Below are 12,849 nucleotides of genomic sequence, written 5' to 3'. Positions count from 1 at the left end.
CCAACCCCATGTCCCGCCCCATCAAACCCCAGCTCCGCCTGAAGGCTTACCGCGACTACCTGCAGTCCAGACGCACAGGCACGGACGCCTATTACCTGCGCGTCCACTTGCAAAGCACCCGCATCGACACCGAAGAAGTGGCCAGCCACGTGGCCTCGCGCCTCAACATCGAACCCGCCCAGGCGCTCAGCGTCCTGCAAACAGCCTGGAAGGTGATGGCCGAAGCCAACGCCCAAGGCTTCGTGGTCAACACACCCTACTTCCGCTCCATCCCCATGGCCCGCGGCACGCTGAAACCCGAAGAGCTGACCGCCCCCATCGACCGCGACCGCATCTCGGTCTATGCCGCCATCGAGCAAGGCCCCCTGCTCCACCAGGCCATGAACGACACGCAGCTCACCCTCTTCAGCCAACCCGCCCCCGTGGGTCCTCTCATCACCTTCGTAGGCTCGCCCCCTGCGACGCCGACGGCCAACGACGCCCCCTCTGCGCCGGTCAGACCTGCATGGTGGGCGGCCTTAACCTCAAGCTGCGGGGCACGCACCCCGACGTGGGCATCACCCTCACCTCGGCCGACGACGGGCGCACCGTCTTCATCCCGCCCACCGAAGTCATGCCCAACGAGCCGAAGACGCTCTACTTCATCCTGCCGCCCGAGGTGACGCCGGGGCTGTGGACGCTGCGGGTCAGCACGCAATACAGAAGCCGGAATCGCCTCACACAGACGCCCCGCACCGACGAACAGCCCGTACAGGTTCTCCCCGAAGAATAACCGGTTGCCGCCACACCACCCGCAAGGTAAGGGACACTCATCGCCTGCGACATCCAGATGCACATCCCTCCCTTCCCACACCCCATCCCCTATATAGAGGATATACCTATCCCCTACGTAGGGGATATATCTGTCCTCTATATAGAGGATATACCTGTCCCCTATACAGGGGATATACCATAGTACCGAGAGGAAGGGGGACATCCGAAACAAAAGGTGGGACACCTCTGCCCCACCCCAATGCGCACTTCCCCGTGCATTTCCCCCCCCGTCGGTTGAACAAAATCGAGGGGTGACAGGGACAGCCTGCCACGGACGGGCACAAAAAAGCCTCCCCACCCACGGCTATGCCGCAAGCAGGGAGGCGGATCTGCAATGATATATATAGATTAAGCGAGTTATCTATACTCTATTGCCACATCGTCAGGCTTCGTGATATCGATGTTCTGGCCTTCCTTGACGATGATGGTTTCCAAATAAGAGCTACATTGATCTGCCACCAAGGTCTTCAATGCCGGACATTCAGAGACATCTATGGTTTCAATAGAACCATCCCACTCCCAATCAGATATATTACAATTTAAAGTTTCCAGCTTTTCACTGACAAACTTAACACTGATGGGTGTAGTAGAACCTACATAATCATCGTAATTGATAGATACAATCGGATTATCACCAAGATTATAAAGTTCAACACTGCTAGCATAACTCAAGTTAAGCGTATTCACCTTATGCAAACCAGAAATATCGAATGTTTCCAAATAATAGCTACAAGATATTTGAATCGTCTCCAGATTAGGGAATTGGTCTATTCCTGTCAAATCTTCAATACCACTCCAACCAACATTTACGTCAAAAACAGTAGCATTCAATCCTGCGTCAAGAACAATGAAACGCTCTCCAATAGGAAGAATCCAACCCATATCTACCAGTTCATCCGAGAAATCGCTTGAGATTTCCACCAATTCTACATTCGGATCTTTTTGAATTATAGAATAAGATTGAGTTCCATTAGCATTGAATGTTATACTACCTGCACGCGTAATTGTACTACTCTCCAAATTAACAGAAACCGTATAGGTAGATAAGCCGTTTTCTGCAGTTACCGGTTCAGAAATTTGGGGTTCAGAAATCCACTCACTTCCTTCTGTAATACTTGCAGTAAACTCCAAGTTAGTAACTACCTGGAATTGAATGGTCTGTGCCGACAAATCGCCAATAATCATGTCATCTTCCAAATTTTCTTGAGTAACCTCAAACATTTCAGTCGGAGCTTGGCTTATTGTGACTTGAGCTGTTTCTTCCACCAATGAACTGGAAACCGTAACCGTGGCAAAGCGCTCCAAGTAACCTTCGTTGGCACTTACATTCAGGATGACCAATTGCTCATCGGCGAACGAGCTCTGACGGTCGAATGTCAACCATTCGGCACCGCCTTCACCGAAAGCCACGTCCAGGTTTGCAATGTTACTCTTCAACTTGATTACTACTTGACCACCGGCCTGCTCTACTTCCATTGTCTCTTCGCTGGACAAGGCAAACGTATTGCCCATCACCGACTCAATGACCAGCGGAGCCACGCTGGCACCCGTGAAGAACTTGAAAGTCGTGCTGAGTTTCTCACCGGTCGTATTCTTATCTACCGTAAAGGTCACCTCATCGCCGCTTTGGCCTTCCGTGGCCGAAGGACGTGCCCAATCGCAAATCCCGGCCAACCGCCAATCGGCATCACTGGTCACTGTTACCGAAACCGTGCCACCCGCTTCGCCTACCTGAAGCGTATTGGATGACAACGAAATCTGCGTGCCCGCACCCGCTTCACCGGCAGGGTCGTCATCGTCGGAGCAGCTCCCGAAAGTCAAGAGCGCCGCCAACATCATCATATAATATTTCAGTTGTTTCATCTTTGGTTCTTTTTAAAAGTCAAATATCAATTAAGAAATGTACGCACTGTGCTGTTTTTGGGGTAGTAATAAGACGGATAAACTAATTCTTCGTCATACAAACCACGGCAAACATTTTGACAACGGGAAACTCGGGAAGAATACTGATTAGGATTCAATGCAAAGAACATGTAATAACCATACCCCTCTTCCTTCCGGCTTCGTGCCGTAGATTCGCTTGAATCGCCACGTCCTAAGTTCAACTCAATGGACATTCCGGAACATTGCTTCTTATCCAAAGTCTCATGATAAAAATAGGTAAAATAGTCACCCCATGCAGAATAATCACCTACCGCATAGTCAATATAATCACCCGGTTCTGTGCCGTCAATCGACATGAAACCGCTCGTATTCATATGTTCGTAACTAAAAACAGATACAATCTTATCAGGCATCGCCCGCTTGCACTCATATACCAAACGGGCAGCAGCAGCATAACTCCGAGAAGTCAACCAAGGATTGTCCAAATCCGGGGAAGAGGAATACTCATCATCAAATGTCACACCGTCCAAGTTGTAGGCATCGCAATAAGCAGCCAGTTCACGGGCAAACTCACGGGCACCCCAGTCGGAAAGTTGGGCCACACCTGCTTGGTCGTGGTTACCCAGGATGCTGACAATCACCTTCATGCCGGCCTTGCGCAGCGGCTGCAAGTATTCCTCGTTGTTATCCAAGAGGAACTGCACGTTCGGGTTGTTGTAGACATAGACGCGCTTACGCTCGGCATCCCAGTTGATGTTGGCGGCAAAGAGCACCACGTGGTCGAAGAAGTACTTGCCGCTCTCGGTCACAAACTCCAGGGCGTTCAGCGGGTTCACGTCGTTCACCTCGAAATAGAGCACCGTCTGCACCGCATCCGGGCCCTTGTCGTGGTTCGGCATGTTGCGGTAGTCCTTCACCAGGAGCACCATGTGCTGCATCTCCTCGCTCAACGTCACCCCTTCGGTAGAGGTGGTCACCGTCAGCGGCACAATATACGTCTGGTCTTCCTGCATGTCCGCAAAGGCAGTCAGCGTCACCCGGATGTCCGGCAGCTTCTGGTCATCGGGAGCCAACACATAGGCACCACCGTTATTCAGGCTGACGTTGGCTGTGGGAAACAGCTCGTAGTCCGTCTCGTGCAGCGTGTTGTACGTCTGTGCATACGCCTCATCCACGGCTACCCGGATGTCCACGCCCTTGTTGGGACGGGTGGACAACTTGAACATGACATCGGCCGTATATTCATCGGCACGCATCTCCACCACGGCGCTGTTGCGCAGCGTCTCTACGTCGACCAGCTTGCCTTCCAGGCGTATCATGTCCGCATAAGGCGATTCACTGTCCGAGCGCACAATGGCGTCTTCGCACGACGTGCCCATCGCCAGGGCCAGCATGGCCAACGGCCACGCCAGCAAGTATTGTTTGATTGTATGTTTCATAATCGTCATTCGGTTTAAATCTGTTACCTGTTAATTTCCACTCTCGGGCAAAGCCACCTCTGTCCATGTCAGGTCACTGTTGGCCGTGATGTCATTGCCGTTGCCACTGTAATCATGGATGTTGCGTCCGGCACCTTCGTCAAACTTCCAGTAAGCCACCAAGCCTTCGGCCGTCTCCGGGTCTACCTGGTAGATGTGGGAAGCGATTTCTTCCTGCGTGCGCTGCACGTTCCATACGCGTACTTCCGAAATCTCGCCTTCCAGCCAACGCTGGTCGTTCCACGCATAGCCTATGTAGCAATTGCTTGTCAGGCTCACGCTTCTGGTAGCACCCGTGTCATGAGCCACCTCCTCACCATTCGTATAGATGATGCGGTCGCCCGTCGTCGTGTCATATACCACAGCCACATGTACCCATTCGTTGGTGGGCAGTCCCAAGGCAGAGTTAGCGTCCGGGAAGTTACCGCCCGGGTTCACCAACTGCACCTGGTTCTGCGGGAATCCGCTGTCACCGATACGCACCAGGAAGGTACCTTCGATGCCGAAGATGGTGCTCATGGCTTCACCCTTCAGTCCGTCTACCGTACCGAAGTCGCGTACCCGTATCAGAGCTTCCACGGTGATGGCGCTCATGTTGCGCACCAAATCCGTGCTTGTCCAGGTAATCGGCAGGTAGTTCTGCGCGATGTCGGCCACCACGTTGATCAGCGATGCGCCCTTGAACACGAAGTAAGTCGTGTTTTTCGAAGCCAGCACACCGATGCCCTGCACATCCGTCACCTCTACCGGCATCACGTAGGTCAGGTCACGGTTCAGCGTCTCCAGGTTGACAAACGATACCGTCACAGCATTAGACCTTGTAGCTCCGGCGTCTATGGTAGCCTCCGGCGATTCGATGACACACATGTCCGACGGCAACTCTACGGCATCCGTCCCATAGGAAGCATTATACACAGACACCTTGGAAGGCGCCGCGGCGAAACGCGCCGTAATGGTATTTTCCGCCTCGATGGCCGTAGCCAGGTAAAGTTCCTGCGTAGTCGATTCCGGCTCACCTGCCGCCTCAAACACCAGGTTGGTCACCGGAGTTTCCACGTCTACAAAAAGCTTGTTGTCGAAATGATGCTTGTCCAACTCATCATTGGTCTTGCATCCGCTCATGGCCAACGCCACGGATGCCAAGAGCATTATATTCAGTTTTTTCAGTTTCATGGTGTTTATCCATTAGAAAAGTTAGTTCATAATTTGTATTGCCTCACGGACGTGCGGATAAATATAATCCACATTGAAATAATCATCCTCTACATTGTCCACACAAAGCCCGGCTTTGGTGAAAGAGCCGTTTGCCGAAATGACCGTGTAGGCTGCTCCAACCACGGCATAGTCCGAGCCCCAATAGCCGTCGGTAGCTTTGTCATCGGTCATGTCGGGAATGGTTACGCCAAAGACAATGCGATCAGAAGGCACGCCTTCGGTCAAAGCCATTTCGGCAGCCCACACCAGTTCATCGGACGAAACGGCGTCAAGCATCGTCACCACCACGTAATCAGCCTGCGTGAATACAGCGGGGTCGATGACATTCTGCGGATAACCCTCGAAAATGAAAGCCGCCTCCTGATGACTCTCCGCCCATGCCTGGATGGGAGCAAAAAAAGCTTCCTGGCGGGCCTGCAACTGGGCATACTCTTCTTCCGACAATCCGGCCGGATAAGCGGGGTCGCTATAAATCACCACGATACCGTCATAGCCATACTTGTCATACAGCGCCAGCCTGTCGTTCACATATTGGGCAGCCACTTCCAGGAAGCGGTCTACGGCCGGTGTTTCGGGCTGTTCCTCGCCCTCTCCGTCCGCCTGTGCTTCCGGGTCTTGGGCGGCAGCCCCCTCCTCATCCAGAATGGCCTGGTACTTGGCCAACGCATCGGCATAACTGATGGCATAGAGTGTACGGGTGCCCTTCTGCTGGCGGATGTCATTCATATCTTGTACCAAGAGCGACTTCAGATTGTCTGCTTCCTGCAACACCACGTAATCAATGCTGTCGGGCAACGCAGCCAAACGGTCAGATTGTCCGCTTACCAGGTCTCCGCTGTTGTCAAACTTTGCTATCATTATCTTGTGCTGCGACTGCTTATACTCCCTCAGCAACCCCAGGTAAGCATTGTAGGCATCCGGGTCCTGCTCCGAAGGAAGCACGTAGTCGAACTCCAAGGATTCCGTGTCCGTCCAGTCCGAGCACGACGACAGCGCCGGAACGGCCAGCACAGCCATCATCAAACACTTAATCAGTTGTTTATACTTCTTCATAATATCCATGTTTTTAAAGGTTTTCCATTACTTGCAAGCCCACCAAACGTCGGTAGCCATATTGTCCGGTCCGTTCAGATAATGGTCGCGGGCATACTGCACGTTCTCGTAGTTGTTAGCATTCTCTTCGCTCGGATAAGGCATACGGCGCGCACCGCGGTTGCTGTCCACCACGCCTCCGCTCTTGTTGCCGGCTGCCGGGGCAGGTATCAGGCGCGGATAACCTGTGCGGCGATAGTCGGCCCAAGCCTCGCTGCCCAGCATCCAGTTGGCAATCCACTTCTGCGTGATGATGCGTTCCTGCTTCTCTTCGGTAGAAGCGCTTTCATCCCATTTGATGGTAATGTCGCTGATGGTAGAAGCATAAGAGTTGAGTCCCGCAGGGTCGGTGTAAGTTTGCGGCACGCTCCGGTCGTCTTCGATGTAGTCGTCTTCGCCGCTGGCACCCCATTGCGCGAAAGAAAGACGGATGCCCTGTTCGTAGAAATCCTTGGCTGTCCCACCCAGGTTGAACCCGAACACAGCCACGCCTTCTGCACGCAAGAAAGCCACTTCGGCCGCATTCATCCACTGGATGGCATCGTTCGCGGAAATGTTGATGGCCGAATAGCTCGGGAAATAAGCACGGGCCTCATCGGTACGGTCAATGCTACGGCGCAAGCCGACATAGACATCGGAATCGAACGCCCCGTCTTCATTCACAAAATAGCTGGCACGGCGGTTGTCGTTGTAGCCGTTCATGTAGCACACGATTTCAGCCGACGGACGGCTTTCGTCGCCGTTGTAGTTGATAGCCGTGAACAACGGATTGGTGATGCTGCCAAAATAATGCCAGGCCGCATTGTCTTCGTTGCTCTCGATGACACCGAACTCTTGGTTGACGGCACTTTCCGCCATCTCCCGGGCCTTAGCCGGATTGGCATACGAAATACGCATGGCCAGGCGAAGTTTCAGCGAATTGGCAAACTTAATCCACTGCTGCACATTACCGCTGTACACATAGTCGGCGGTGGGCACCAAAGCCGAAGAGCTGTTCTCGCTCAAGGTAGCGATTGCTTCATCCAGTTCGTCGAAGAAAGCATTGTAAACAGTCTCTTGCGAATCATAAGGCACCGTCACCCGACCATCGACGCCAATCTGCGTATAAGGAATCGGGCCGTATGTGTCCGTAACACGGCTCATCGCAGCCACCTTGATAATCATGGCTATGGCATAGGGCACCGGATTGTCCGTATTCTGCGAAACAATCTGCACCTGGTTCAAGTTCGAATACAATACCGGGATAATCTGGTCACTCATCATGAACACGCGCGTCCAGTCATTCGTAGCATTGAAATTGGATATCGAAAATGCCCAAGCGCCGGAATCGGCAAAATAACCGCCGCAAGGCCCACCCAACAGACAGTCCGTAAACTGCGCCGTATTGACGTCTGCCGACACTACGGTGCCCGCCAAGTTGTTCATGGCCGAACCCAACGCATAGTCGTCCGGATTCAAGTCTCCCGGTTCATAAGGGTTGGAGTTGATGTCCAAGTATTTCTCCGTACATCCGGAAGCTCCCAATGCCAGGACACCCCACATCAATGTGTTTACTATATATCTTTTCATACCTATCTACTGATTAAAATTTGAAACTAACGTTTACACCCACGTTGCGCAGAGCCGGCATCATGAAATAATCGATTCCCTGATAGAAGTTGTCTGTCGTAGCCACCGATTCGGGGTCGAAAGGAGCCTTGTTGTAAATCATCCAGAGGTTGCGTCCTACAATGGCCACACGGATGTCGCAAATGTCACGCAACTTCTTTCTCGGGATGGTATAGCCCAACGAAACTTCCTGCAAGCGGACATTCGTTGCCGAATACGTGTAATACTGAGGAATGGAAGTACCTCCGGCCACTACGTTGTACCAGTTTTCCGGGACAACCTGGTCGCCGCCGTTGATGCTGACATAGCCTTGGTCGCGCGCAGCCGCCGTAGCCTCGGACACGCCATAGTAATCCAGAATAGCCTGTGTGCGCGAGAACACGATGCCACCCAAGCGGGCCGAAACCATGAAGCCCAAGTCGATGCCGTTCCAACGGAAGGTATTGCGCCAAGCCAGGTTACCCTTCGGGAGTACGCTGCCCAACTTGATATAATTATCCGGATTTTCAATGGTACGCGTAGCCACATTCCCGTTGGGATCCACATAGATTTTTCCTTCGCTGTCGCGGACCAAATCAATCTGCGAATAAAGGTCGCCCATGCTGCCGCCTTCACGCAGACGGAAACGGGCTTCACCCAAGCCACCCACATTCAAGTCGCCGGCCGAGAAAAGTTCGCCGGTAGCAGGATTGACTGCATTGTCTGCCAGCTCCAGAATCTTATTGCGGTTCATCGAATAAGTAAAACCGCTGTCCCACGTGAACTTGTTCCACGTATGCGAGTAGCTCAAAGAAAGTTCCAGACCCTGGTTGCGCACAGCACCCGTCTGCACATAAATTCTCGAATAACCACTGACGGACAACTGCGGGTCAAACGTCTGGTTCTTGGTTTTGGCATTGTAATACGTCACGTCCAGGTTGAAGTCCTTCAGGAAGCGCATGGTCAAACCTACTTCGAACGACTCGGTGCGTTCCGGCTTCAGGTTATACATGGGGTACGTTGTCAACTGGCTCCACTGGCTGCCGTTCCAGGTATAGCGCGGATTGGCCAGATAGCGCTGGAACGGAGTACCTACGGATGCCCACGAACCACGCACCTTCAGGTAAGACAAGTAATCTTTGTTGAGGTTCGGCATCAGTTCGGAAAGGAGCACAGACACACCCACCGAAGGATAGAAGAAAGACTTGCTGCTGGAATTAGGCCCGGCCAACTGAGAAGGCCAGTCGTTACGTCCCGTCAGCGTCAGGTAATAGGTGTTCTTGTAACCCAGTTCGGCCGAAGCGAAGATAGACTGCGTCTGTTCACGGTATCCGCTCTGCATACGGGTACTTGTACGGCTCAAGTTCTGAATGTTGAACCAGTTGGTCAATCCCACCGGTTCGTCGGCAAAACGGCTGGAACCGTCGGCAATGGGCCCTTCGACCGCCATGGCATCCTGACGCACGTCGGAGATAGATGCACCGATATTGGCCGACAGCGACCAGTCTTCGTTAAACGTCTTGTTGATGTTTACCAGGAAGTCGGCGTACAACTGCTTGTCCGTGGTACGGGTAATGCCATAATAACCGTTGTTGGAGTCGCCCGTCAACTGCGTATTGGTCGTGGCATAGAACTTCTGCGTATAGTCATTGATAGAGTTGTCCACGCGTACACGGCCCGAAACACTCAACCAGTCGAAGATTTCATAGCTCAGCCCGGCATTCAGCATGTAGCGTTCCTTCTTGTTCTCGCGCAAGTTGCGGTAGTTAATCCAGTAAGGATTCTGCATGGTCATGCCAGCATCGCCCACCGGCCAATATTGCGTGTAGATTTTACGTGCCGGATCATAACGCTCGTACATCTCGATGTCGGCCCAATCATTGCCACGCGGGAACAGATAGGCGCCCACCAGCGGGTTGTTGTACAGACCCTGGTTGGTCATGTTACGGTCGTTCTGCAAGATATAGCTGGCACCGATGTCCAGTTTCATCTTGTCGTTAAGAAACGACGTCGTGTTGCGCACCGTAAAGTTATAGCGGTTGTATTTGTTGTTGGGCACGATACCCTTCGAGTTCAAGGCAGCAGCCGAAGCATACGTCTGGTTCTTTTCCGTACCCGTAGACAGCGAGATGCTCTCCGTACCTATGATACCCGTCTGGAAATAATCGGATTTCGGGTCATAGCCATAAGAGTTGGCAGCATTCAGCCGTGCGCCCCAACTGCTGGTACCCGTAGTAGAATATACGCCTCCGTTGCCCGTGCCGTAGCGGTTCTGGAACTCAGGCATCACGAAAGGTCTGGAAAACTCGGTATTGCTGCTCACCGTGATGCTCAGTTTGCCGGCCTGTCCCTTTTTGGTCGTAATGATGATGGCACCGTTGGCGGCATCTGAACCGTAAAGGGCGGCAGCGGCCGCACCCGTCAACACAGACATCGACTCAATATCCTCGGGATTAAGGTCGGCGATAGGCTCTGAACTGCCCCTTGAGTCGAACTCAGTCCGGTCGTCCGAGCTGGAACGTCCCGTGAAGACAGGCACACCGTCGATGACATACAAGGCGTTGGACGACTGCATGATGGACTTCGTACCACGCATCACAACTTTTGATACACCACCCACACCGGAAGAAGAGGCATTGATGTTCACACCGGCCACCTTACCGCTCAAGGCGTTGATGAAGTTAGCATCCTTGTTGGTCGTCACAGCGTCGGACTTCACTTCCTGCACGTTGTAAGACAGGGCCTTCTCCGAGCGTTTGATACCCAAGGCCGTCACCACCACTTCATCCAGCAGCTTCGTGTCTTCCACCATCGTCAGGTTGAGGGCATCTTGTCCCGATACGGACATCTCCTCATTACGGAAACCCACGTAAGAAAATTGCAGGGTAGCATCTTCGGGCACTGTCAGCGTGTAATTGCCGTCGATGTCGGTAATCGTACCGCTTGTAGTACCTTTCACCACAATAGAAACACCAATCAGCGGCTCGCCGTTGCTGTCCACGATTGTCCCGGTCACCTTTTTGGAAGGCTTTTCCTGCTTCGGTTCCTGAGGTGCCTGCTCACCCGGCTTGGACAGATATACGACATTCTCGTCCACCTTGTACGAAATGTTCTTGCCGGCCAAAGCCTTCTCCAGCACTTCTTCAATAGACGCGTCTGTCAGTTTCAAAGTCGCTACCGGGATTGACTCTAATTCATCGTCATAGAAAAAACGATACTGGGATTGAGATTGAATCTGCTTTATCATCGTCCCGACAGTGGAATTAGATAAAGAGACATTCAGTTGGGCGGATGCGAACTGCGTCGAGGCAGTCAGCATGGCCGCAACCACCATCGCTCGAATCAACGAGCGTCTGCACGAGTTTTTGCTTCTCATACTGAACTTTTTAAGGTTATACATTACATTTTACTAGTATTTTTAGCTGTTATTCCGATTTGGATAACACTCTTATAACAGCCGTCTTCGGGAAAACACTTATCCTCTCAAAAAGTTTTTTTCCGAAAAATATTCGAGGCCGTTCAGAGACCGTTCAGAAATTACTTTCTCTGTCATGTTGAGCGGAGCATTGAGAAGTCGAAATATCTCCTGAATACGCCCAGCACATAGGGAGATTCTTCACTTCGTTCAGAATGACAGAGCCAATGGGGGCATTTAGCAACCGTGTTCTCTGTCATGTTGAGCGCAGCAAAGCGGAGTCGAAACATCTCCTGAATACACTCGGCACATAGTAAGATTCTTCACTGCGTTCAGAATGACAGAACCAATGGAGCATTCAGAACCGCTTTCTCTGTCATGTTGAGCGGAGCGCAGCGAAGTCGAAACATCTCCCGAATACGCCCGGCACATAGGGAGATTCTTCACTTCGCTCAGAATGACAGAGCCAATGGAAATTCAAACGGACTCTTAAGAGCTTATCTAATTTTTCATTTTCTAATCTACAAATCCTTGGAGAAAAAATAAAAGAAGCAAGAGCATCCCGCGCAGATGAGCCAGCGCCCCGCGCAAAATCTTCAAAGCCTTATACATGTGCGCCTCCACCGTCCGAGCCGAGATATTCAAGGCATCGGCAATCTCCTTGTTCTTCATATCATACAGATAACTCAGCTTGAACACCTCCCTGCATTTGTCCGGCAAGGCGTTGATGGCTTTATAAATCTCCACGCGCAATTCACGGTTTTCAATGCGCTTCAACACCTCCGAACGATCCGGCTCGTAATATTCCATCTTCTTCTTCAACAACTCCGCCTCTTCCGCATTGTATTTTTCCACCACGGCACGGTGATTGATAAGATTAATGGCACGGGCATAAACCGACCTGTAAAGAAGAGACTGCGCCTGCTCACCCAGTTCGATATCGTCCTTCCGCTTCCAGATTTCCATGAACACGTCCTGCACAATATCCTCCGCATCATCTTCCCCTACAAGCCGCGAAGCATAGAAAGACAATCCGGCATAATAACGCCGAAACAACATCCTATAATCCTCTTCAAAACTATTTTTCATGGTCTGGTTCTGCCTCCTTCTCAACAAACAAACTGGCAATGCAATGATTATTCTTCACCAATATGACATATAACAAGCCAACCCCCAAAAACACTTACCCGGAAAATGATAAAAAATCGACAGGCACGCGTCTTGCCGACAAACATGTAGATACGCGCCCCAAAGTTAGGATTTTTTCATGAAAATACAATTATTCCCGAAAAATAAAACAAGACAAAAAATCGCCTGGAAACGTCCCGACCAAAGTCGTACCAAGTTCGTTCCAAAGTCGTACCA

Annotated in this window: 8 protein-coding genes and 1 pseudogene; 2 read left to right on the top strand and 7 right to left on the bottom strand. The window is 51.8% G+C overall.

Features of this window, described 5'->3' with window-relative positions; translation table 11 throughout:
- Positions 1 to 8 precede the first annotated feature (8 nt).
- Positions 9 to 386 (top strand): annotated as a pseudogene (locus M3090_RS08275) (hypothetical protein); the annotation flags it as partial.
- Positions 387 to 505: 119 nt separating this feature from the next.
- Entirely contained in the window at positions 506 to 772 is a 267-nt protein-coding gene (locus tag M3090_RS08270) for a DUF4469 domain-containing protein (protein ID WP_249055162.1), read from the top strand.
- Positions 773 to 1,170: 398 nt separating this feature from the next.
- On the opposite strand, the gene M3090_RS08265 is transcribed toward M3090_RS08270, so the two are convergent.
- The 7 genes from M3090_RS08265 to M3090_RS08235 form a co-directional block, all read right to left on the bottom strand.
- The gene (locus tag M3090_RS08265) at positions 1,171 to 2,676 is read right to left on the bottom strand and encodes a BACON domain-containing protein (RefSeq protein WP_249055161.1); all 1,506 of its coding nucleotides are present in this window, start codon (positions 2,674 to 2,676) and stop codon (positions 1,171 to 1,173) included.
- 26 nt (positions 2,677 to 2,702) lie between these two features.
- On the bottom strand, positions 2,703 to 4,136 hold the full coding sequence (locus M3090_RS08260; RefSeq protein ID WP_249055160.1) for a BT_3987 domain-containing protein: 1,434 nt from the start codon (positions 4,134 to 4,136) through the stop codon (positions 2,703 to 2,705).
- A gap of 30 nt (positions 4,137 to 4,166) precedes the next feature.
- Entirely contained in the window at positions 4,167 to 5,348 is a 1,182-nt protein-coding gene (locus tag M3090_RS08255) for a DUF1735 and LamG domain-containing protein (RefSeq protein ID WP_249055159.1), read from the bottom strand.
- A 21-nt stretch (positions 5,349 to 5,369) separates the two neighbouring features.
- Positions 5,370 to 6,443: a glycoside hydrolase family 18 gene (locus tag M3090_RS08250; protein WP_249055158.1), complete on the bottom strand. Its 1,074-nt coding sequence runs from the start codon at positions 6,441 to 6,443 to the stop codon at positions 5,370 to 5,372.
- Positions 6,444 to 6,470: 27 nt separating this feature from the next.
- On the bottom strand, positions 6,471 to 8,051 hold the full coding sequence (locus M3090_RS08245) for a RagB/SusD family nutrient uptake outer membrane protein (RefSeq protein WP_249055157.1): 1,581 nt from the start codon (positions 8,049 to 8,051) through the stop codon (positions 6,471 to 6,473).
- 13 nt (positions 8,052 to 8,064) lie between these two features.
- Complete coding sequence (locus M3090_RS08240; protein WP_249055156.1) at positions 8,065 to 11,445, bottom strand: TonB-dependent receptor; 3,381 nt, start codon at positions 11,443 to 11,445, stop codon at positions 8,065 to 8,067.
- Between the two features lie 555 nt (positions 11,446 to 12,000).
- Positions 12,001 to 12,573, bottom strand: a complete 573-nt coding sequence (locus tag M3090_RS08235; RefSeq protein ID WP_249055155.1) for an RNA polymerase sigma-70 factor — start codon at positions 12,571 to 12,573, stop codon at positions 12,001 to 12,003.
- Between the last annotated feature and the right edge of the window lie 276 nt (positions 12,574 to 12,849).

This window comes from Bacteroides sp. ET71, assembly GCF_023336905.1.
Classification (GTDB): Bacteria; Bacteroidota; Bacteroidia; order Bacteroidales; family Bacteroidaceae; genus Bacteroides.
The sequence above is the reverse complement of the archived record's forward strand: the minus strand, read 5'-3'. Positions and strand labels throughout refer to the sequence as shown.